At 48.3% G+C, this 22,243-nt stretch carries 17 protein-coding genes; 7 read left to right on the top strand and 10 right to left on the bottom strand.

The window, feature by feature from the left end; genetic code table 11:
• Positions 1-235 precede the first annotated feature (235 nt).
• The 3 genes from H6F88_RS16910 to H6F88_RS16900 all read right to left on the bottom strand — a co-directional run bounded on the left by H6F88_RS16910 (position 236) and on the right by H6F88_RS16900 (position 3,304).
• Positions 236-670, bottom strand: a complete 435-nt coding sequence (locus tag H6F88_RS16910; RefSeq protein ID WP_199333653.1) for a hypothetical protein — start codon at positions 668-670, stop codon at positions 236-238.
• Positions 671-1,025: 355 nt separating this feature from the next.
• A complete protein-coding gene (gltX, locus tag H6F88_RS16905; RefSeq protein ID WP_190644118.1) occupies positions 1,026-2,474 on the bottom strand; it encodes a glutamate--tRNA ligase in 1,449 nt (482 codons plus the stop codon).
• 263 nt (positions 2,475-2,737) lie between these two features.
• Positions 2,738-3,304 carry an NADPH-dependent FMN reductase gene (locus H6F88_RS16900; RefSeq protein WP_190643918.1) on the bottom strand — a complete coding sequence of 189 codons (567 nt, stop codon included), beginning with the start codon at positions 3,302-3,304 and terminating at the stop codon, positions 2,738-2,740.
• Positions 3,305-3,716: 412 nt separating this feature from the next.
• Here H6F88_RS16900 and ftsH point away from each other — a divergent pair, with 412 nt between their 5' ends.
• The 4 genes from ftsH to H6F88_RS16880 all read left to right on the top strand — a co-directional run bounded on the left by ftsH (position 3,717) and on the right by H6F88_RS16880 (position 8,724).
• Complete coding sequence (gene ftsH, locus H6F88_RS16895; RefSeq protein ID WP_277882196.1) at positions 3,717-5,537, top strand: ATP-dependent zinc metalloprotease FtsH; 1,821 nt, start codon at positions 3,717-3,719, stop codon at positions 5,535-5,537.
• A 110-nt stretch (positions 5,538-5,647) separates the two neighbouring features.
• The gene (locus tag H6F88_RS16890; protein ID WP_190643916.1) at positions 5,648-6,928 is read left to right on the top strand and encodes a tetratricopeptide repeat protein; all 1,281 of its coding nucleotides are present in this window, start codon (positions 5,648-5,650) and stop codon (positions 6,926-6,928) included.
• Positions 6,929-6,963: 35 nt separating this feature from the next.
• Positions 6,964-8,166, top strand: a complete 1,203-nt coding sequence (locus H6F88_RS16885; RefSeq protein ID WP_190643915.1) for a class I SAM-dependent methyltransferase — start codon at positions 6,964-6,966, stop codon at positions 8,164-8,166.
• Between the two features lie 21 nt (positions 8,167-8,187).
• Positions 8,188-8,724 (top strand): NUDIX hydrolase, encoded by a 537-nt coding sequence (locus H6F88_RS16880; RefSeq protein WP_190643914.1) that lies wholly within the window; start codon positions 8,188-8,190, stop codon positions 8,722-8,724.
• Positions 8,725-8,897: 173 nt separating this feature from the next.
• Here the strand turns inward: H6F88_RS16880 and H6F88_RS16875 are convergent, their stop codons facing one another.
• The gene (locus H6F88_RS16875) at positions 8,898-9,980 is read right to left on the bottom strand and encodes a DUF2779 domain-containing protein (protein WP_206756451.1); all 1,083 of its coding nucleotides are present in this window, start codon (positions 9,978-9,980) and stop codon (positions 8,898-8,900) included.
• Positions 9,981-10,194: 214 nt separating this feature from the next.
• Here H6F88_RS16875 and H6F88_RS16870 point away from each other — a divergent pair, with 214 nt between their 5' ends.
• Complete coding sequence (locus H6F88_RS16870) at positions 10,195-11,604, top strand: Uma2 family endonuclease (protein ID WP_190643912.1); 1,410 nt, start codon at positions 10,195-10,197, stop codon at positions 11,602-11,604.
• 236 nt (positions 11,605-11,840) lie between these two features.
• On the opposite strand, the gene H6F88_RS16865 is transcribed toward H6F88_RS16870, so the two are convergent.
• The 4 genes from H6F88_RS16865 to psaC all read right to left on the bottom strand — a co-directional run bounded on the left by H6F88_RS16865 (position 11,841) and on the right by psaC (position 17,223).
• The gene (locus H6F88_RS16865; RefSeq protein ID WP_190643911.1) at positions 11,841-13,811 is read right to left on the bottom strand and encodes a tetratricopeptide repeat protein; all 1,971 of its coding nucleotides are present in this window, start codon (positions 13,809-13,811) and stop codon (positions 11,841-11,843) included.
• A gap of 27 nt (positions 13,812-13,838) precedes the next feature.
• Positions 13,839-14,687, bottom strand: a complete 849-nt coding sequence (locus H6F88_RS16860; protein ID WP_242050586.1) for a TnsA endonuclease C-terminal domain-containing protein — start codon at positions 14,685-14,687, stop codon at positions 13,839-13,841.
• 147 nt (positions 14,688-14,834) lie between these two features.
• A complete protein-coding gene (glmS, locus tag H6F88_RS16855) occupies positions 14,835-16,736 on the bottom strand; it encodes a glutamine--fructose-6-phosphate transaminase (isomerizing) (RefSeq protein WP_190643910.1) in 1,902 nt (633 codons plus the stop codon).
• Between the two features lie 241 nt (positions 16,737-16,977).
• On the bottom strand, positions 16,978-17,223 hold the full coding sequence (gene psaC, locus H6F88_RS16850) for a photosystem I iron-sulfur center protein PsaC (protein ID WP_012411495.1): 246 nt from the start codon (positions 17,221-17,223) through the stop codon (positions 16,978-16,980).
• A 194-nt stretch (positions 17,224-17,417) separates the two neighbouring features.
• On the opposite strand from psaC, the gene H6F88_RS16845 reads away from it, so the two are divergent.
• Positions 17,418-18,143 carry a GntR family transcriptional regulator gene (locus tag H6F88_RS16845; protein WP_347277708.1) on the top strand — a complete coding sequence of 242 codons (726 nt, stop codon included), beginning with the start codon at positions 17,418-17,420 and terminating at the stop codon, positions 18,141-18,143.
• A gap of 229 nt (positions 18,144-18,372) precedes the next feature.
• Positions 18,373-20,406, top strand: a complete 2,034-nt coding sequence (locus tag H6F88_RS16840) for an adenylate/guanylate cyclase domain-containing protein (protein ID WP_190643909.1) — start codon at positions 18,373-18,375, stop codon at positions 20,404-20,406.
• A 73-nt stretch (positions 20,407-20,479) separates the two neighbouring features.
• On the opposite strand, the gene H6F88_RS16835 is transcribed toward H6F88_RS16840, so the two are convergent.
• A complete protein-coding gene (locus H6F88_RS16835; RefSeq protein ID WP_190643908.1) occupies positions 20,480-21,682 on the bottom strand; it encodes an argininosuccinate synthase in 1,203 nt (400 codons plus the stop codon).
• 210 nt (positions 21,683-21,892) lie between these two features.
• Positions 21,893-22,093 (bottom strand): hypothetical protein, encoded by a 201-nt coding sequence (locus H6F88_RS16830; RefSeq protein ID WP_190643907.1) that lies wholly within the window; start codon positions 22,091-22,093, stop codon positions 21,893-21,895.
• Positions 22,094-22,243: the final 150 nt, after the last annotated feature.

Below are 22,243 nucleotides of genomic sequence, written 5' to 3'. Positions count from 1 at the left end.
CTTACTTGAATAGAAAACATGAATCAAAGCAGGCGATCCGCACCCAAGTCGGTGCTTACACAAGAGCTACTTCCAACATCTAATGCTACTGGGCAACAGAAAACAATCACCTCCCCCTGCTGATTCACCCGTTAGGGGGATAAACAGGGGTATTTTGTCCCCGACTGTCCCCAGCCGCACTTCTTATCTACCGACTGTCGGTTTTACTGACTGTCAGTTATGTTGACTGTTGATTTTACTGACTGTCGCTGATGCGAATGACATAAGGGTGATAGCTGTCGCGATTGTAGGAGCCAACCCATACCTCATAGTCGCCTGAAAGCCACTGTCCAGCAATTCCAGGGTTATTGCTCTGGTAATCATCATTGCACCAGCTTCCGCCTGGTCCGCGCACAACTAGAGTAGTATCTTCAGGGCTTTCAACCTGGATGCTGAGATAGCTGAAAAACTCAGTCAGTTGAATCGTGTGATCGGGCTGCTCATCCACAAAACCAGCGCAAGGACCAGTCGCAGTTTCAGTTCTACCTGCAATGTTGCTGGCCGTTAACGGCCCCCCGCTAATTCCGCGAATCGTAGTGGGATCGGGAGAAAAGTCAGGGCTTAGGGTGACGTTTTCAAAAATTGAGATAACGGGAGACTGAATCTGCTGAGCGTAAACAGGAACATCCACTGATAGCCCAGTGACCAAAATGCCAGTTGTTAAAACTGTAGTAGATAGCCTGGATCTTGGGTTCAGCCCATAGATTTTCATTCTAGTAATGATAAAAAGTTAGGGATTAAGTGTTGTATGACGGCACTATTGGTCAAATATCAGTCTGATTTGACAAATCTTTGAGCCTCAGAACTGTCATAGACCTCTCTGGACGTTAACTAGGTTAGGCAAGTTCCAAATAGAACTGCTTGGCCAACTTTTACCACAGAACTTTTACGGAGTGAAAGTAGGGGGCAAACGAACGTTTGCCCCCTTACCGCAGTCAGTCGCTACTGCCAAATACTTTTCTAGACAGTTCTAAACAGTCAAATTTCTAGACGGTCAAAGCCAAAGCGCTCTTTAGCCGAAGCTGATCTAGATTGTGTTGATGTAGCAGTAGCCAGGACTGAATCAGATCGGGACCCTGCATGTCGGTCGTCAAGGCGGCCCGGAGCGATCGCATCACTAGTCCTTTCTTCAAATTTTCTGTCTTGACCACCTGTTTGATGATCTCCTGAGCAGAGGCTTCTCCTAGCTCAATAGACTCCGATAAAGCGGTCAAAACAGCCTGCAGTGCGGTTGCAGTACCCTCTTGCCGCAGTTGTGTAACGGCAGCCTCAGAAAACTGCATGTCTGGTTCAAACAAATAGCGGGTCATGGGCACCGCTTCATCTAATCGGGCTAGACTTGCCCCAATCAGCGCAGAAACCTGCTCTAGCCAGGGGCGATCGCCTTCTGCATCAAGCTTATAGCCTGCTTCTTGCCAGTAAGGAATTAGCAAATCGGTCAGCCTGTCTGCAGGCATCTCGTGCAAATACTGACTGTTGAGCCAGTTCAGCTTATCCCAATCAAACTTTGCACCTGCTTTGTTGACCCGCTCAAAGCCAAACTGCTTTGCCGCTTCCGTTAAGGTGAAACGCTCCTGGGTAGCATCAGGTGGCGACCAGCCTAGCAGCGTCATGTAGTTTGCCAAGGCTTCCGGCAGGTAGCCCATTTTCTGGAAATCAGAAATCGAGGTTACGCCATCCCGCTTAGACAGCTTTTTGCCCGCCGGACTGAGAATCAGCGGCGTGTGGGCAAACTCTGGCATTGCAGCATCTAGTGCTTCATATAGCAAAATTTGCTTGGCGGTGTTTGCGACATGATCTTCGCCCCGAATGATGTGGGTGATTTTCATATCGATGTCGTCTACCACGACAACAAAGTTATAGAGCGGCTGACCAATTTCACCGACAGGTGCACGTCGTGCAATCACCATATCGCCACCCAGGTCGTTGCCGCGCCAGGTGACTTTGCCACGCACCAAATCTGTCCAGCTAATTTCCCGACTGTCTTCAATTTTGAAACGGATCACAGGCAACCGTCCCTCTGCCTGAAATGCTGCCTGTTGCTCAGGAGTCAGGTTGCGATGGCGATTGTCATATCGAGGTGCTTCATTTCTGGCTTCCTGCTCTGCCCGCATAGACTCTAGCTCTGCCTCGCTGCAGTAGCAGTGATACGCTAAGCCTTTATCTAACAAGGTTTTAATCGCTTGACGATATAGGTCTAGCCGCTCAGTTTGAAAGAATGGTCCCTCATCCCAGGTCAAGCCTAACCAGGTTAAGCCATCCAGAATATTTTGCGTGTATTCAGGGCGCGATCGCTCCAGGTCAGTGTCTTCAACTCGCAAAATAAACTGACCGTCATGATGCCGCGCAAACAGCCAATTAAACACAGCCGTTCTTGCAGTACCAATGTGCAGATTTCCCGTTGGGCTAGGAGCAAGGCGAACGCGAATCACGATTAAACTCTCTCAGTTGAAACAACCCGATTAAGCGATCAAATTAAATTGCAACTTACAGCAACCCGTAATTGATGACTTACATCCACCCACCAATTTACATCAGGCTAAGTTACACCGAATTTAAACGAAGTCTGTGAACGTCCTCAAGTCTTAGGAGAAGCTTGGCATTATGAAGGGGCTTGTGAAGGGGCTTGGCATTGCCAAGCCCATACCAAAATCTGCCGTATCTTTAATCAAATCGGTATCACGTTAGCAGCAATGCCTCAAGCAACGGACATTTCTCGTTGAGGGACGCCCCTCAGCTTTTGAGTGTTTTCGACCAGGCTTTGAGCAAAAGCATCCAATCGCTTGGAAAGGTTTTCATCTTGCAGGTTGCCCTCCTCATCAAAGGCTTTCCAGGCTTGCCCAATGGCGACCTGTTCAGGAATTGTCCAGGCATGAACCCACCGAGTAATGGTTCGCATATCGTTGAGGGCGTTGCTGTTAGACTGTCCACCCAAAACACTCATTAATCCCGTAACCTTTCCAGAGAAATGCTCAAAGCCCATCAGGTCGAGTGCATTTTTTAGCACACCGCTGAGGCTGCCATGATATTCAGGCGTGACTAGGATAATCCCATCTGCTTCCAGCACTGCTTTACGGAGCCGCTCAACGTCAGGGTAATCCGGGTACTCGCCGCCCCCGTCACAGAAGGGTAGATTTAGCTGCCGCAAATCTAAAACTTCAACCTCAGCACCCAGTGCCCTAACGCGCTCTGCTGCTACTTTCAAGGCTTGTTGACTATAGGAGTCGGATCTCAAACTTCCAGCGATACCAACGATCTTAACCATGAGTTAGATCCCTCTTAAATTTGCAATTTTTAATTAATTTTAAGTATAGCTTAAATCGTATTCATTACGAGTACGCTTTAGGGCTAGGACTGATGTACATACGGGTGGGTAGAGTTGGGCTGTGAGGTTAGACTAGGGGTAGAAGCATCTACTCAACCCTGTTAGGCATATTTGAACTGAGGAGATCTCGTTCAACTTAGGCAGTTGTAGTCAGAAGTCAGGCTAAGGTAGCCGGGAAAGGCAGTTTAGTATGAGTCATTCTAGGAATAAGGTGTCAATGCAGCGATCTTTCGATGGGAGCAATCGAGCCTCTGCTGAAGGTTCTAAAGGAAACCCTGTACGAATTCAGAAGAATGGGGGGCGATCGCCTGCCAAAGGTGCCGCAGTAACGGGCGCTATGACTGCCGTTTGGATGATGCTACAGGTCGTGTTGCCCAGTACTCCAGCGTTGGCACAGACAAGACAAGAATCCCTCAGCTATAGTGATTTGCTTGAGCGCATCGAAAACAGACAGGTCAAGCGGTTAGAGATTGATTCTGCAAGGGGAGTTGCCCGAGTTGAGCTAGAAGGCGAATCTGCTGATGCCGTACCCCAAGAAGTGGCTCTGTTTGCGGGCGATCGCAACACCGAACTGATCGAGGCTGCTCGAGATCAGGGTGTCGCAATTGATGTCCAGCCCACGGCCGGTAGCAACATTGTTACGTCGCTGATGATCCATGCCTTGCTGGCGTTCTTGCTGATTATGGGTTTGCTAATGATCCTGCGGCGCTCTAGCAACGCTTCCGGTCAGGCGATGAACTTTGGTAAGTCCAAAGCTCGCTTCCAAATGGAAGCCAAAACCGGCGTGATGTTCGACGACGTGGCAGGCATCGAAGAAGCCAAAGAAGAACTTCAGGAAGTCGTCACGTTCTTGAAAAAGCCAGAACGCTTTACCGCTGTCGGCGCAAAAATTCCTAAAGGTGTGCTGCTGATTGGTCCTCCCGGAACTGGTAAAACTCTCCTAGCAAAGGCGATCGCTGGGGAAGCAGGAGTACCCTTCTTCAGCATCTCAGGTTCAGAATTCGTCGAGATGTTTGTTGGGGTTGGTGCTTCACGAGTGCGTGACCTGTTCAAGAAAGCAAAGGAAAACGCCCCTTGCATCATCTTCATTGATGAGATTGACGCAGTTGGACGGCAGCGGGGTGCTGGAATCGGGGGTGGTAACGATGAGCGGGAGCAAACCCTCAACCAGTTGCTCACCGAGATGGATGGGTTTGAAGGAAACACCGGCATCATCATCATTGCCGCAACCAACCGTCCTGATGTCCTTGACTCTGCCTTGCTGCGTCCCGGTCGCTTTGATCGTCAGGTGACGGTTGACTTGCCCACCTATAGAGGGCGACTCGGCATTTTGCAAGTTCATGCCCGGAATAAAAAGCTGAATGAGGAAATTTCTCTAGAGGCGATCGCCCGTAAAACTCCCGGTTTTTCTGGCGCTGACTTGGCAAACCTGCTCAATGAAGCCGCCATTCTCACCGCACGGCGACGGAAGGAGACGATTGGCAATCTTGAAGTCGACGATGCGATCGACCGAATCACGATTGGCATGAGCCTGATGCCCTTGCTCGACAGCAAGAAAAAACGCCTGGTTGCCTATCATGAGGTGGGTCACGCCCTGCTCATGACTTTGTTAAAGAACACTGACCCGCTCGACAAGGTGACGATCATTCCTCGTTCTGGCGGCATTGGTGGCTTTGCCAAACCGCTGCTCAATCAGGAAAGCATTGATGACGGACTGCACAGCCGCGCTAATTTCCTTGATCGGATTACGGTTGCGCTCGGCGGTCGAGCCGTTGAAGAAGAAGTTTTTGGTCACGATGAAGTGACGGCCGGCGCGTCAAGCGATATCCGTGCCGTGGCAAACTATGCCCGGTCGATGGTAACGCTCTATGGTATGTCTGACCTCGGCCCCGTTGCGCTGGAAAGCGGCAGCAGCGAAGTATTTCTGGGACGAGATCTGATGACTCGCAACACGGAATATTCCGAGGAAATGGCTACCAAAATTGACCGTCAGGTGCGATCAATTGTCTTCAACTGCTATGAAGAAGCCCGCCAAATCATCAGAGAAAATCGCGCCTTGATCGATCGCCTGGTCGATACGCTCCTAGACCAGGAAACGGTTGAGGGTGACCAGTTCAGGCAAATTGTTTCCGAATACGTAGACCAACCTGTAGCGATCGCCTCTCAGTCTTAGGAATCCTAAAAGGTTGGCTATACAATCGATTCTGTGTAGGGGCGGTTCGCGAACCGCCCCTACGCATTTTTTACTTGCTAACTTAGACACATCCTTCTTCACTGAGCGGCATGAGTCACTATCGGGGAGTTGTCTGGGTCTTTTGTGTCTGCTTGGCACTAAACGGTGCTGCAACCTGGCAAAATTCACCACTGACTGCTAGAGCAGTAGCGCAAACTGAATCGCCACCTGCATCTCTGTCTGATCAAGAACGACAGGAGCTAGAGGAACTTCGGGAAGCAGAGCGAATTCGAGAGGCGATCGAGGAGAATCTAGAAAACAGTGGCGAGATACAGCGACTCATTCAGTCAGAAGTCGATCGTACCTTTGATAGCAGCACAGATTTAATCAACATTCTGCTGACCGTGCTGACGCTGTTACCCATTTTTGCGGCAATCGGACTGTTGCTGTTGCGTCGCAGCGTGATCAACCAGATCGTGTCGGAAACGCGTAAGCAACTGCGCGAAGAAGTAGAGCGACAACTGACCGAAGAAGTGACCTCAGAATTGGCGGAACAGGCTAAGCAATTCAATCACGAAATTGAGACATTGAAGACTGGGTTTATTGAGCAGATTTCAAACTTGCAGAGCCTGTTTAAAGAGCAAATTGTTCAGGCGATCGATAACTTAACCCCGTCTCCGGCGCAGCAAGATACCGTTGCGCCAGAGGTGAAGCGCCGTATTCAAGAATTGACAGAACAATTGAATACGCTGAAATCTGCTGCTCCAGAGTTGCTGCTGACGGCAGATGATCACGCCACCGAAGGAGAAGCATTTTACTTTGAAGGTCGCTATGAGGATGCGCTGAAATCCTACGACAAAGCGATTCAGCTTCAGCCCAACAATCCGACAGTTTGGATCAATCGGGCAATCACGCTAAGGCGTTTGGAGCGGTTTGAAGAGGCGATCGCCTCCCACAACCAAGCGCTAGAGCTTGCCCCCAATTCTCCTCGTGCCTGGTATAGCAAAGGCTATACGCTAAGAACCTTTGAGCGCTATGAAGAAGCGCTTGCCTGCTATGAACACACTCTGGAGCTCGAACCTAATGCCTTTCGCACTTGGGATAATCACGGCAGCGCACTAAAGGAAATGGGGCGCTATGAAGAGGCGATCGCTTCCTACGATCAGGCGATCGCCATCAACCCTGACTATCCCAACGTCTGGAACCACAAAGCCAGATGCTATGCCCAATGGGGAAAAGTGGAATTGGCGATCGACTGTTTGCAGAAATCAATTGAACTGCAGCCTGAGTATTTTAACGACATCGCTACCGAACCTGACTTTAACCCAATCCGAGAAGCGGTGAAGTTCAAGCAACTGATTCGAGCTAGGCAGTTGAGCCAGATTATTTGAAAGTGTCACAATAAAAGCCGACACGAATATTAAACATGACGGCACTAGAAACAAACGACAGTAATTTGGCGCTTCGTGACCTGATTGCCCAGAAGATTACGGAAACTTCTGAGCAACGCATCACCTTTGTAGAGTACATGGAATGGGTGCTGTACCATCCACAGTACGGCTACTACAGCACCGATCAGATAAAGATTGGTGCAGAAGGTGACTTTGTGACTTCACCACATCTAGGCGCAGACTTTAGTGAACTGTTAGCTGAGCAATTTGCCGAGATGTGGCAAATTTTGCAGCATCCCAAGCCTTTCACTTTAGTTGAAATGGGTGCAGGGCAAGGACTAATTGTACAGGATGTATTGCGGTATCTGCATCGACATCATTTTGAGTGCTTTGAAGCATTACGCTATGTGATTGTAGAGAAATCATCTGCTTTAGTTGCAGAACAGCAGCAGCGACTAGCTAAACTCAGCCAATCTTGGGGCAATTTATCCTGGCAAACGTTAGAGGAACTATCTTCTGAATCAGTGGTTGGCTGCTGTTTTTCCAATGAATTGGTCGATGCTTTTCCAGTTCACCAACTGGTGATTGAGGCAGGTCAGCTTCGAGAAGTGTATGTCACGCTTGATCAAGATGGTAACTTTACCGAAGTCATTGGAGAGCTTTCAACACCAAAGCTGGAAAGCTACTTTGACTGGGTAGGGGTAAAGTTGCCGTCTGAGATTTACCCTAACGGTTACCGCACCGAGGTGAATTTGGCAGCACTAGATTGGATAGGGGCGATCGCCACTCACCTTGATCGCGGCTATTTACTCACTATCGACTATGGATACCCTGCCAGTCGCTACTACAGCCCTGCTCGTGCTCAAGGAACCTTGCAATGTTACTACCAACACGCGCATCATTCCAATCCTTACATTCACATCGGACGGCAAGATTTGACTGCCCATGTTGACTTCACAGCACTAGAGCGTCAAGGTGAACTTTCTGGATTACAAACCGCTGGCTTTACCCAGCAGGGTTTATTTTTGATGGCGTTGGGGTTAGGCGATCGCCTCTCTGCCCTCTCTAACCCCACTTCCGACCTAAGCCTGCAAGCTACCCTTCAGCGACGAGAATCGCTGCATTCATTAATGAACCCAATGGGTTTAGGCAACTTTGGGGTGTTGATTCAAAGTAAAGGATTAAGTGAGGAAGAGAGAGGGCGATCGCTCAGAGGTTTGAGAATGCCCTCAATGTAATTCTTTATTTGTCAACAACCTATGAAAGAGTTAATGCCCTGGAAATTACTGCATTCTGAACTGGTGTTTGATCATCGGTGGTATAAGGTGCGGCAGGATGTAGTGGAGTTGTCTAATGGGGCGATCGTCGATGACTACTTTCTCAGCGTTAGACCTGATGTAGCACTGGTGTTTCCGGTGACTGCAAAGCGAGAAATTGTCTTTGTTCGTCAATACCGTCACGGTGCAGGAAAAGTGTTGATTGAGCTTCCGGCGGGCACCTTCGATCCACAAAAGGAGATCGCTGAATCTGCTGCCCTACGCGAACTTCAGGAGGAAACAGGATATCGTGCCACTCACTTAACCAAATTAGCCACACTCTACGACAATCCAGTGAAGGAAACAAACAAAATCCACCTATTTCTGGCTGATAACGTTGAACTGGTTTCTGCTCAAAACCTCGACCACACCGAGGAGATCGAGGTTTTGCTGATTCCAATTGATGCAGTTCAAGAGAAGTTGAGTCAAGGTGAGATCAGTGTCTCTGGCACCGTTGCTGCAGTTGTACAATTAAAATAAAGTTGTACACTCAGATTGCTCAAAAACTCCTTAGTATTGAGCAAGGTTAAAAACCAATAATAATTAAAGTTGTACACTATCTTTATAAAGAGGGCTTTTCTTCAGTAAATAAAGTTGTACACCAATCAGAGTCTATGAAAACAAAGTGGTAACGGTTATGCTCCCGTTGGCTTTCAATTTTCTAACATCTTAAGTAGAAACTTATAAATCTCGACCATTGCTAATGTGTCCAGTTGACAGTAGGCTTTCAAATCGTTAATCATTTGAGTCCTTTTTGCCTCATCCAAGCAGATCAGCATTTCTTCCCACACTGCTTGGGCTTGATCGCCTCGTTGGATGGTCTGCGACTTGTAGCTGAGATTAGAAACGAGAATCGGAAGGACGTTTTTGATTGAGGTAGAACCTCGGAAACTAGGATGCTTGTAATGATACTTGAAGATATCTTCTAGATCCCAAAGACGATTAGCGATCGCTGCCAATTTCGAAGTGTGCTCAGGGAAGTCTCCGCCGAGTTTTCGAAGCAAACTCGCTTCAAAGGATTTGTGGTAAACAACAATGGAGCCTATAGAAGCAATGTCTGTCGTTAAGGCTGCAACAAGGGATGGTCTGGGATCAGACTGATCAGTGTGTAGGTATTCATGATGCTCTATAGAGCCATCAGATTGGAGAACATGACAACTGTATTGGAAAGAAAACTGCTCATAGGGTTTTAATCCATCAAATCTCGGAATAGCTGGGTTTTGTGCTTCAAAGTCGAAGAAGTGGATAGGGTACTCAAGTTCGGCAAGGTTGGTAGCGATCGCTGCTTTGTCAATTACGGGCTGGTTGGTGAGAACACTATCGACGTAGGTGCGCTGGTTGTCTGAAAGGGCATAGTTAAGTGGAAGGTCTGCGATCGCTAACACTCCTTGAGCAAGCAGCATATCTTTCTTCTTCCAGTCCAAGCGAGGGATGGTGAAGATAGAGAATTCAGGGACGTGCTGCCAGCAAGCTTGCGTGAAAGGGCAAGGGTTGGGGCTAGTACAATGTTTGCCGATCGCCAATGTTGGTTCTAGGTTTTCAGTCAAGGTCGCCCTGAATTGCTCAAGTTGTTTGGGAACTTCAGGCAAAAGCCGATCGACTTCTTCAGTGATATCTTCGATTACAAAGAGATCTATTAGGTTGGGAAAGCAGCAGGTCTGAGTATTGATGTAAAGGGATAAAAAAGTTAAACAATCTTGCAGCCTAAAAGCCTCTATTTTTCGTTCGCTATTCAACCTGCCAAAAAATAAAGTTAAACAATTTTCATTCTTTCTGTTGAAGGAAGAACTATATTGAAGCTAATTTTGAGATAAAAAAGTTAAACAATTTTCAAAGACCTTGCCAATAAAGGGATTTGGTATACTCCTTCAAAAGGACATAGCTGCCAAATTTAGAAAATTTTGAATTTGCAGCTAAAAAACAAGCCTAGTTTCAGGAGGCGATCGCTCCTTGTACCCCACCGCTAAAGAGCTATTTGAATCCTTTTCTAACCACCGACCCGAAGGCAAGCTGGAACTAGTCGAGGGTCATCTAATTGTGGGCAATACGATCGTCGGCAGCCGCTTGCTGCTAAGACAAGTTTTACAAGGCTGGAGGGCAGATGCCGCGATCGCCCTCGCTCCCATAGATTTGTGGATTGAGGCGCTGAAGGTAGGATTCAATCTACCTTTCTTTACTGAAGGCGATCACTTATCTGTTCTTCAGGATTTGGAAACAGCATGTGCTGATATCAAGTACCAACCAGAAAATTTAATTCCCGGTGAGGGAGTTGCCAACTACCCCTATCATCCCCATCATGGTGTGCGGCAATATCTCTCAATTTGCTTGCATGATGTCGCCGAGGACTTAGGTGGGCGAGCGTTCGGTCGAGACTTTGTCATGCGATTGGGGGAGAACGGATTTACACCTGACCTGATGTTCTTTAAGTCGAAAACCCCGAATCAGCTTCACGCCTGGTATCTTAATAGACCTGCTGAATTAGTGGTTGAAGTTCTACTATCAGGGCATGAGTATTGCGATCGTATTGCTAAGCGAGATTACTATGCAACATCTGGTGTACCTGAATATTGGATTATCGATCCTCAGCGACAGCAGATTGAGTTTTTGCGCCTGCTTGAGGGACAGTATGAGCTACAGGTGCCAGATGAGGATGGCTGGTATCGACCGAGCCGTATTCCAGGTTTAGCATTTCACTCCAGTCCTCTATGGAATGAAGAGAACTGGTATGGGGGACGGTCGCAGCCGAAGCTATTCGTCCTCGAAACAGAACCGCAGCCCTTCCGGCGAATTAAGGTGATCGAGAGTGCCCAGTGGGGCAGCCTTCCCTTTGCTCCCCATCTTCAGTTGGAGCCTACATCAATCCAATTTGACGAATACATTAGCTGGTGTCCGCCAGCAAAGTTTGAGTTCTTTGATGGCAAGCCGCAGATTAGCTACAAACGAGGCACAAAGCGGGTGCTTGGGTTGTTATTGATGACGTTTGGGCTGGCGAGCGCGGTGAAGGTACTTCCACCTCAAGCCTGGGTGCAAGCACTTCGACAACGAGTGCTGTTAGCGCAGCAAGATGAACAGCGGAAAGCTGAGTGGTGGCAGTTGGCACGACAAGCAGCATCCGTTCTCCGAGAACAGTTTGGTATCCAGCGAGTGGGAGTCATTGGAGATCTAGTCCATCCTCAACCGTTGAACTATTGGTCGGAGATTAAGTTGGTAGTTTGGGAAATGGATAGGCGATCGGACTTAGACATTTACAAAGCACTTTCAGCCGTGAGTGAAGAACCAAAAATTCAACTAATCAATGTAGAGAAGGACTACTTGACGGCAGAGGAGAAAGAGGAAATCGAAGGGGCGATCGCCATTTGAGTTTAATCGCTTAACACACGATTAGAAGTGATTGGCTTCAAAGGTCTTTTGTCTAATGAGTTCTCACTTCCTGGTCCTTCTCCAATTTGACGGATACATTAGCTGGTGTCTGCTGGCTAAGTTTGAGTTCTTTGATGGCAAGCCGCAAATTAGCTACAAACGAGGTACTTGGATTGTTGTTACTGATACAAAAGCATCTCCTAGACAAATTATGTATGTCCAATTTTGCCTACTGACTAACGCTTTCCAAGATCCCAAAGCTGCTGTTCAGCCAATTGTTGCATTGCTGGATCTTCAGTTGATTGTAATACTTTCCTAAAGTTACTAATAGCTTCATTTTCATTGCCTAGTTCAGTATAAACACGTCCTCGGCGGTAGTAGGCATCTGCATAATTCGGATTGAGGTCTATTGCCTGACTGTAGTCAACGATGGCTTGCTGGTAGCTGCCCAACTCGGTGTAGATAGCCCCCCGGTTATAGTAAGCCTCAGCATACTCTGAATCGAGTTCAATCGCTTTGTTGATATCAGCCAATGCCTGCTGATGATTGCCTTGAGATAAGTAAGCCACTCCCCGGTTATTGTAAGTCTCAGTATACTCTGGATCGAGTTCAATCGCTCTGTTGAAGTCAGCCAATGCCTGCTGATGATTGCTTTGAGATAAGTAAGCCACTCCCCGGTTATTGTAAGCCAAAGCATCGTTAGGACTGAGTTCTATTGCTTTATTGTAGTTATCAATCGCCTGCTGATGGTTATCTAGTTTAGCGTAAGCAATTCCTCGATGGTAATAAGCCAAAGCATCGTTAGGATTGAGTTCAATTGCTTTGTTGTAGTTGTCAATCGCCTGCTGGTGGTTACCTAAGGAGAAGTAAGCAAGCCCACGAGTCCTGTAAGCCAAAGCATTGTTAGGATTGAGTTCGATTGCTTTGTTGTAGTTATCAATCGCCTGCTGATAGTAGCTAATGTGAGCATACAAGGTTCCTCGATTATAGTAAGCCAAGGCGTCGTTCGGATTAAGTTCAATCAACTTGTTAAGGTCATCAATCGCTTGCTGATAATTGCCTTGCCCAGCATATGCAATTCCCCGTTCATTGTAAGCCAATGCTAAATTGGGGTTAAGCTCAATTGCTTTGTTGTAGTCAACAATTGCCTGTTTATAATCTCCTACCGCCAGATAGGCATTGCCCCGGTTGTAATACGCTTCAGCGTAGTTTGAATTGAGTGAAATGGCTTGTGTGTAATCTTGAATTGCTTGTTCATAATCAGCCTGATTAAAATAGACATTTCCCCGATTGTTATAGGCAAGAGCATCATTCGGTGCTAATTCAATTGCTTGATTGTAGTTTTCAATAGTGCGTTCATAGTTGTCCTGTTTGGCAAAGGCAATTCCTAGGTTGTTATAAGCTTCTGATAAATTACGGTTAAGCTGAAGTGCCTGCTCATAATCGCTAACTGCTTGGTCAAGATTATCCCGTTGTGCATAAGCAATTCCTCTATTGTTATAAACTTTCGCCAAATAGGAATTGAGATCGAATGTTGAGCTTTCAGCGTTATGGAAACGACCGCCGCTTGAATTAACTTCCAAGCTTCTCCAGTTCTGGGCAGTTCTAACAGAACTAGAGCTGAGTAAAACGAGGGGATGAGTATTTGTAGTTTCAGCAGACAAATATTGCGGAGAAAATATACCTTTTTCGAGAGAGGTAAGAGTACTGTCAGAAATAATTTCGATTGCTTGAGTATAGTGAGTAACTGCACATTCAAAATATCTTTTATGGTTGCAAGCATCTGCAAGGTGCTTAAGAACTATACTTCGATCGAGCACCAATACACTTTCGCGTTGTCTTTCTGCCTGCTTTAATGCCTCATTCAACAGAACAATTGCGCTATCCCAGTCTCCTGCGGTGTATCGCATCATGCCCACAGTAAACAGCGTCAAATATGCCATTTCTGCTGAAAGCCGATTCTGTAATATGAAATGATCTAGCTCTGCAACAGCAAATGTCCGAATTTGCCCTTTCGCTTCCTGACCAAGCTCCGGAAACCCTTTAGGTGGCTTCAGTACCTCAAAATTGGTACTGACCCTCGCCTCTGCTGACTTGCTATACCAACCCCAAATAACAATAGCAGCTTTTTCCTTTTCTCCTTTGCTACGAGCCGTATCACTATCTTTTATAGTTTCAGGAAGCCTTTTTATCTTAGTACCACTCAATTAAATCATTAACATAGATAAGATTTTTCATGCTATTTTCGATGCCTCTAAGCCATTACAGACTTTGATCTCTTTAATATCTGTAGTCAACATATCTGGACATTGTTGCGGCAAACTCATATCAATAACGATTTCCTTGCGTGCAACAAGATGTCTAAAAAGGTAGAGTGAAATCCCTTCTTCCAAATCTAATTCAATGTCTAAGGCATTTGTTACTTGATTAATTCTTAAATTGGACTTTTTAAGCCGTTGTTTTAGAATATCTGCTATTGCTTGTAAATCCTGAATTTTCTTTTGTGGGGTTTCTTCAAGCCTATAAGCCCCGTGAACCCATTCAATATTTTTAGCAAAGAACTTTGGAATATGCTTCTCTGTTACTAATCCCCATTCAATTCCCGTTGCCATGTAATAGTTTCGTTCTATCTCAAACTTCTCAATAACTCTTTTGTTCTTGAGTTCAGATGAAGGTTTCACCGTTAATGCAATATCGTATGTTTTCCCATCTTGTTTTACAGTCACCATGAAATCGGTTGTTAAAATCCTAGGGAATTTACTTGTAGTGTCTATAGGATATTTCACACCGATATCGGCAGATATTCTCTGAGCCAGTTCAAGATCCAGCAAGGGAAACTGTTCTCTAATGTCAATTACAACGTCTGACCACTCAAGAATGTAAAACAATCGAGTTTCATGGTCTGAGAAGAGATGATGTAAGCGATTCGTTTTCCAACCTCTATCTCTGGAAACCCTGCCTTTTGAAGGAAAATCTCGCACCGTAATCCAAGGAGTGTATTTGTCACGAACCCCTTCTCCGCGTTTTTCCTTAAGGAGCCGATCAAACTTTTCCTGATTCCATTCCCCTCTTTTCCGTGGCATAAGAAAATCCTGGGTAGTACATAAGTATGCCCAGGATTATACAGCTTTTTCTTTCACTGTCTAACTTTTTTAGTTAGTGTTTGACTTTTTTACTTGCTGTCTAACTTTTTTATGTGTCTACAAGTCTTTTTGGGACTTCGTGCATTGCTATTCCACGGTCACTGATTTAGCCAGGTTGCGTGGCTGGTCAACATCTAAGCCTCGACGGGCAGCAATGTGATAAGCGAGAAACTGGAGCGGAATTACCGTGAGAATGGGGGATAATAACTCATCCACGGGTGGTACGGGCAATAAGTTGTCAAAGACCTCGGCGGCTTCAGGATCGTTCATCGGAGTTACACCAATTAGCCGCGCGTCTCTGGCTTTCGCTTCTTGGGCGTTAGAGAGGGTTTTTTCGTAGACGCTACCGGGGACGGCGATCGCCACCACTGGCACTTTCGCATCTAGGAGGGCGATCGGGCCGTGCTTCATTTCGCCAGCGGGATAGCCTTCGGCGTGGATGTAGCTGATTTCCTTGAGTTTCAGGGCACCTTCGAGAGCGATCGGGAAATTGATACCGCGTCCCAGGAAGATAAAGTCCTTGGTTTCCGCAAAATCGTGTGCCAGTTCTTCGATGTAGCGTTCCTGGCTTTCTAGAATTACCTCAACTTGAGAGGGGAGTTGTCGTAGCCCGGTGAGGATTTCCTCCATTCGCTCTGGAGAAAGCGTTTTGCGGCGATAGGACAGATCTAGCGCGAGGCAATAGAAAGCAACCAGTTGAGCGGTAAAGGTTTTAGTCGCTGCAACGCCAATCTCAATTCCGGCGTGGGTATCAATTAAGTAGTCCACCAGGTGCGCTAGAGAACTGTCGGTGCGGTTGGTGATTCCCAAAAAGCGAGGGTGATACGGTGTCTCTCGTTCCAGGCGACGCTGCTTTTCCATGTGCAGCGCTGATAGGGTATCAGCCGTTTCTCCGGACTGAGTAACTCCAATGGTTAGAACATTGGGCAACAGCGGTGGCGGCGAATAGCGAAATTCTGAGGCGTACTGCACTACGGTGGGAATGCCTGCCAGTTGCTCTAGCAGATATTTTCCGACCAGGCTAGCGTGCCAGCTTGTGCCGCAGGAAACGATTTGGATTTGATCGAGGTTGCTGTAAAACGACTCAGGAAAGCCCAGGTTGATTGGGTTCTTGTCCTGGTCGGCAGGCCAATCGCTCTTAATGTAAGCTTCTAAGCAAGAACGCACAACACCGGGCTGTTCGTAGATTTCCTTCACCATGAAGTGACGGAAGCCTTGCTTTTCAACAATGATTGGGTTCCAGTTGAGGGTGCGGGGTTGTTTTCTCAGGCGATCGCCCGCAAAGCTATAGACCTCAACGCCCATCGGGGTGAGTTTGGCTAATTCGCCATTGTCCATCGTCAGCACGGCGCGAGTATGAGCTACCAGAGCAGGCGTGTCTGAGGCGCAGAAAAACTCACCCTGCCCAAATCCCAATGCCAAGGGAGCCTGCTGCCGTACTGCAATCAGTTCATCTGGGTAGTCGGCACACACGACCGCCAGCGCAAAAGCTCCCCTTAACTGGTTGACAGCCTGTCGAGTTGCCTCCAGAAACGGCGACTGGTAGTTCAGCGACTTCTCAGCTTCGGCCGGATTTGCCATGAACTCGGCAATTAGGTGAGGAATGACCTCTGTATCGGTGTCAGAGAGAAATTTGTATCCCTTTGCCTTCAGTTCTTCACGTAGTTCCCGATAGTTTTCGATGATGCCATTTTGAACAACGGCAATTTTTCCGGCTGCGTCGGTGTGGGGATGTGCGTTATATTCCTCTGGCTTGCCGTGTGTTGCCCAGCGGGTGTGTCCGATGCCTACCTGAGCTGGATTTTCTAGTCCTTCTAGCTTTTCCTGCAAATTTTGCAGTTTGCCTTTCGCCCGTACACAGTGAACCTGTCCTTCCCATACGGTGGCAATTCCAGCAGAATCGTAGCCCCGATATTCTAATTTGCGTAGCCCCTCCAGCAAAATTTCACTGGCTGCCTGGGTGCCGACATATCCTACGATTCCGCACATTTGACTCTACTCCTGAGCAATGATTTCCTGAGCAACGAGCGGCAGATCTGCCGCAAATGATCCTAGTACATTGTGTTCAATATTAGTGTCTTAACAATTTGCTGAATGGCGATCGCAACCTAGGAAGGGGCAGGTCTTGCTAGTGGAAAATTCGTAAAAAAATAGGGAGCAAATCGCTCCCTTTAGGCGTTAGATCCTGGTATATCCGTCAACCCAGGAATATTAGAGTTAGTCAGTGTGCCTAGTAAGCCAAGCCCATGCTACGGGTGGTTTCAGCGCCCAGATAAACCCGAATGCTGAGGAAGTCAGTAGGGCAAGCCGTTTCACATCGCTTGCAGCCTACACAGTCTTCTGTGCGGGGTGATGAAGCGATTTGAGCAGCCTTACAGCCATCCCAGGGAACCATTTCCAGAACGTCTGTAGGGCAAGCCCGGACGCACTGGGTGCATCCAATGCAGGTGTCATAAATCTTGACGGTATGAGACATTGAATAAAGGCTCCAAACTACATGATGTTAACGGTCGTGATGTTATCGGCGATGTTGCTGTTGAACCTGCACAGCAGACCGATGAATAAGTGCTTCGTGGACGAGACTAGTTTACAGCAGCGCTTTTGCCCAACTCTGAGAAAACGTGCAAAACTTCAAAGAATGTAATATCTGGGGCTAACCCCTCCACCTCTGTGACTCAAGACCAAATTCCGCTGCATTTAGCAATTTCAGAGAAGCTGCGATCGCAAATTTTCGCTAAGCAGTATTCACCGGGAGAGCAGTTGCCGAGTGAACATCAGCTAATGGAGCAGTTTGGGGTGAGCCGGATTACGGTGAGGCGGGCGATCGCCAATTTGGTCAATCAGGGCTTAGTGATTTCGCAACGGGGCAAGGGCGTATTCGTTAAGGCGCAGCAGAAGGTGACGCGATCGCTTGCTAATCCGCTCATCTTCTTTGACGAAGACATGGCGCGGCAGGGCGTAACTGCATCCATTCGCAGCCTGTCTTTTGAAGTGTTGCAGGCTCCTGATGAGGTGCGGCAAAAGCTGAAGCTGCCTGAGACGGTGCAAGAAATTTTTTGTCAAAAGAAAGTGATCTTGACTGACCAAACTCCAGTTGCGGTAGACGTTACTTACATTCCGCTGGAGATTGCCAAAGCCTTTGCCAAGGAACTGCAATCTAGTCTGATTTACCCCACCCTAGACCAAAGCGGTGTGTCGATCGAGCGGGTTGAAACGACGCTGGAATGCACCCACGCTACCCACGAAATTAGTGAACATCTGGACATCCCCCTGGGTGCGCCGCTGCTGGTCAACCGTTACACCACCTACACCAGTCAGGATCAGCCGATTATTTGTGGAGAGACGATTTCACGGGGCGATCGCCTCTGCTACTCTGTCGTCTTGACTAAGCGTTAGGAGAATGTGTGAGCTAGTGGGTTGGGTTTCGCTTTGCTTCACCCAACCTACCCGTTCTGTTATTGCTACTGTCACTGGCGTGGATCACAGCGATCGCCAAACTTCCGGGATTGAATAGGAACAGCATGAATCTGTGGAAGGGTTTTTGTTCATTAATTGATCAGGTTGCACTACTGGGTCAGCGGGCGATTTAGACCAATAGCGATCGCCCAATTTACAGTAGGAAAGCATGACAAGACAACGGTGGGGCCGCTACCTCAGACGACAAGGGGCTGATTTCTGGCAGCGCTTAAAAGCTTATCCGTACAGGGAACGGTTGCAGCATTTGCAGGTTAGAAGCGCCAAAGTTTGGCGATCTATCAAGGCAGATGATTCTGAAGACTGGGTTCATCGCTTTAGAAATCAGCGAGTTAAGGTTGTCGGCTATCTCAAGACCAATACTCCTGAGGACTGGCGCGGCTATCTCAAAGTCCAGAGTTTGGTTTTTCGCCAACATCTGGCAACCAATCCATCCTGGCTACCGGGCGCAGGGGCAGCAGCAATTTCGCTAATTTTGTGGCAAGTTGGCGTATGGCAACCCCTAGAGCGGGTCGGCTACAATACGCTGTTCAAAGTACGGCAGCTATTGCCCCATGAGGGGTGGGCTTCAGAGATTGTTCTGGTGGCGATCGATGATGAGAGCTTGCAGGAATATGGTTCGTTTCCCTGGTCACGCGATCGCTACACCCAACTTTTGCAATCCCTAAAAGCCTCTCCGCCCGCGGTAGTCGGGTTCAACATCCTATTTGCCGAGCCAACGCCCGAAGATGCAGCACTGGCACAAGCAATGGTAGAAAACGGCTCTGTCGTGCTGGCAGTTGGCTGGGATGCATCTACAGAACTGGTGCCGCTGGTGCCAACTTTTGATCAGGTGGCGGGAGTGGGTCATATCTACAATCCGATTGAGCCAGATGGCATCTCTCGTCAGGTATCACTTTACGTACAAGGGTTCCCCGCGTTTGGGGTAGATGTGGTTCGGGCTTATAACAGCAAGAGCGATCGCCCTATTCCACTCATTCAATCCTTGCCCAAACTAGAGCAGCAAAACGCCTGGATCAATTGGCCCGGTTCACGGGAAGATCTACGTTCGGCAACCTACTCATTTCGGGATGTTGTTGCGGGAAGAGTGCCTCCAGAGGCGCTAGCTGGCAAAATCGTTCTGGTTGGACCAACCGCAACGGGGCTGAGTTCACTGCAAACGCCCTTTGACCAAAATCCGCCTGCCTCCAGCCTGCAGCTCCACGCGGCGGTGATTGACAACTTGCTAAAACAGCGATTTTTGCAGCGATTGCCCCGACCCGTAGAGGGACTGCTGATTCTTACGGTGGGCGTTGGTTCCAGTTTGGTTTTGGCTTCGCTAGGGTTCAAGCGGCGAACGGCAATGACGCTGCTGGTGCCGATTAGCTGGGTGGCGATCGCCACGATCCTATTCACCAGCCAAAATTTGTGGATTCCGATCGCGGCTCCGGTCGGCTGCTTTTTGCTAGCGGGAGCGGGCATTCAGGTTCGTGACCAGCTTGAGAAACAGCAGATTATGAGCCTGTTCGTGCGCCACGTTTCTCCCCAAACGGCTGCGCTGATTTGGCGCAATCGAGCTAGCATCTTTCAGCACGGTCAGCTTGAAGCCCAGGAACTCATGGCAACCGTGCTGTTTATGGACATCCGCAACTTCACCACCATTTCCGAAAGCATGTCGCCGCGTGAGGTGCTGAACTGGCTCAACCTCTACCTTGGCACCATGACTAACTGCATCCTTAAATATGACGGTGTGGTAGACAAATACATCGGTGACGCAATCATGGCAGTGTTTGGCATTCCGCTGCCGCATACCTCAGTGGCAGAAATCCGGCAGGATGCAATAAATGCAGTGACAGCGGCGATCGCCATGCAAGAACAGCTCACCCGACTCAACCAAAGGCTACAGCAGTCCGGCTTGCCCACCATTCAGCATGGTATCGGCATTCACACGGGCATGGTCGTTGCGGGCAGTGTCGGCAGTCCGCAACGGCTCAACTATTCCGTAATTGGTGATACGGTCAACATTGCTGCCCGACTGGAACGTTTAAACAAAGAACTAAAGTCTACTAAACCTCATACGCTACTTGTCAGCAGTACCACCTTTGATTACGTCCACCACCGCTTTGTGGGTAGCCCGGTGCAAACCTTACAGCTTCGAGGGCGGCAGGAGCCAACGGTTGTCTATGAAATTACGAGTCAACTGTAGGTAGTTTGAGTTACCTGTAAGGGCGAACGTCCGTTCGCCCCTACCGTGTACTGAACGTTTAGAGGAATAATCTCTAGCCTCTAATCTTCTGTGACCAGACGCGAGTGGGCAGACCCCAAACGTAGATGAATCCCTCAGCAGCCTTATGGTCAAATTTGTCGTCAGACCCATAGGTTGCCAGGTCAGGCGTATACAGCGAATTGGCAGACTTGCGCCCAACCGGACTCGCCGTTCCCTTAAACAGTTTGACTCGCACCGTACCCGAAACCTGTTCCTGGGTTTGCTGCACAAAGGCATCCAGGGCTGCTTTCAGCGGGCTATACCACAGTCCGTTATAGACCAGTTGAGAATAGGTTTCCTCAATCCCGCGCTTGTAGTGACTCACATCAGCAGTCAGGGTCAAGCTTTCTAAATCCCGATGGGCTTGAATCAGCACGAGCAAAGCCGGAGCTTCGTAGATTTCTCGTGATTTGATGCCGACCAAACGGTTTTCGATCATGTCGATGCGACCGACGCCGTGCTTGCCTGCCAGGTCATTCAACTGGCTGATCAGGTCTACCGGAGACAGCATTTGACCGTTGAGCGCAACAGGAAGCCCTTTCTCAAAGCTGATTTCGGCATACTCTGGCTCATCAGGAGTGTCAGCGATCGCCTTCGTTAACAAAAACACCTCTTCCAGCGGCTCATTCCAGGGATCTTCTAGCGGTCCGGCTTCAATGCTGCGTCCCAGCAAGTTGCGATCGATGCTGTAGGGCGAAGACTTTTTCACTGGAGAAGGAATGCCAAATTGCTCTCCGTAGGCGATCGTCTCCTCCCGGCTCATGCCCCATTCACGGGCGGGTGCCAGCACTTTAAGGTCTGGGTTTAGAGCGGCGATCGACACATCAAACCGCACTTGGTCATTGCCCTTGCCCGTGCAGCCATGCGCTACTGCATCGGCACCATACTCTGCCGCTGCTTCTACCAGCAGTTTGGCAATTAGCGGACGCGCCAGTGCGGTTGAGAGGGGATAGCGGTTTTCGTACAGCGCATTTGCCTGAATTGCCGGAAACGCATAGTCTTGAATAAACCGCTCTGTCGCATCTGCGATTAAAGACTGCGTGGCACCCGACTTTAGCGCCTTTTCGCGAATTGGCTCTAGTTCGTCTCCCTGCCCCAAATCAGCAGCCAGCGTGATCACCTCTTCAACTCCCCATTCTTGCTTCAGGTAGGGAATGCAGACGGAGGTGTCTACCCCACCGGAATAAGCCAATACAACCTTTTTGGCGCGACCCATGACTTTTTGCCCTAACAACTAAAGTCAATATTATGCAACCAATTCAACCCAATTCCTGTTAGGGATGCACAGATTTTTTGCGAACTGCTTGTCAGTTACAGAGCTTACTACCCGCTTGCTGAGGGAATTGCTTCTTGGATTGAGTGGTTCAAGGTTGGTGGAGGGAGAGCGATCGCCCTCCCTCATCAATAAACTTAGCTAGCGAGAAGATCAACGATTAGTACTGTTGTCTTTATCCTCATCGTCAAGCAACCCAAAAATTGCTGTTGTTCCGGCGATCGCAATCATGTTTGTTGTATTGCTCAGTTGCTTTTGAATATCTGTGGGGTTAGGTAGGGTGGCAAGGGAAAGGCTGATGCCTGCAGCGGTAGCCGTAATGACAGTAGCGAGGGTAAGAAGTGGCTTTTTCATAAACATTTGGGGTTGCTTGCTGAACTGTCACTACTCTGGATTACTCTTGCCTGACCTATTTCCCTGAGTTAAGTCAGGGATTCGCTGACTTGTCCTGACATGGGCTGACTTATCCTGACTTATCTAATTGGCAGAAGATAGAATTGCTGT

The organism is Oculatella sp. FACHB-28 (genome assembly GCF_014696015.1).
In the GTDB taxonomy this organism is placed as follows: Bacteria; Cyanobacteriota; Cyanobacteriia; order Elainellales; family Elainellaceae; genus JAAUTN01.
This window is presented reverse-complemented; position numbering and strand designations above follow the sequence as displayed.

Bases quoted from the DNA above. Each gene is read 5' to 3' on its own strand.
- H6F88_RS16900 (WP_190643918.1), bottom strand. From the start codon at position 3,304: ATGGTTAAGATCGTTGGTATCGCTGGAAGTTTGAGATCCGACTCCTAT.
- ftsH (WP_277882196.1), top strand. From the start codon at position 3,717: ATGATGCTACAGGTCGTGTTGCCCAGTACTCCAGCGTTGGCACAGACA.
- H6F88_RS16890 (WP_190643916.1), top strand. From the start codon at position 5,648: ATGAGTCACTATCGGGGAGTTGTCTGGGTCTTTTGTGTCTGCTTGGCA.
- H6F88_RS16885 (WP_190643915.1), top strand. From the start codon at position 6,964: ATGACGGCACTAGAAACAAACGACAGTAATTTGGCGCTTCGTGACCTG.
- H6F88_RS16880 (WP_190643914.1), top strand. From the start codon at position 8,188: ATGAAAGAGTTAATGCCCTGGAAATTACTGCATTCTGAACTGGTGTTT.
- H6F88_RS16860 (WP_242050586.1), bottom strand. From the start codon at position 14,687: ATGCCACGGAAAAGAGGGGAATGGAATCAGGAAAAGTTTGATCGGCTC.
- glmS (WP_190643910.1), bottom strand. From the start codon at position 16,736: ATGTGCGGAATCGTAGGATATGTCGGCACCCAGGCAGCCAGTGAAATT.
- psaC (WP_012411495.1), bottom strand. From the start codon at position 17,223: ATGTCTCATACCGTCAAGATTTATGACACCTGCATTGGATGCACCCAG.
- H6F88_RS16840 (WP_190643909.1), top strand. From the start codon at position 18,373: ATGACAAGACAACGGTGGGGCCGCTACCTCAGACGACAAGGGGCTGAT.
- H6F88_RS16835 (WP_190643908.1), bottom strand. From the start codon at position 21,682: ATGGGTCGCGCCAAAAAGGTTGTATTGGCTTATTCCGGTGGGGTAGAC.
- H6F88_RS16830 (WP_190643907.1), bottom strand. From the start codon at position 22,093: ATGAAAAAGCCACTTCTTACCCTCGCTACTGTCATTACGGCTACCGCT.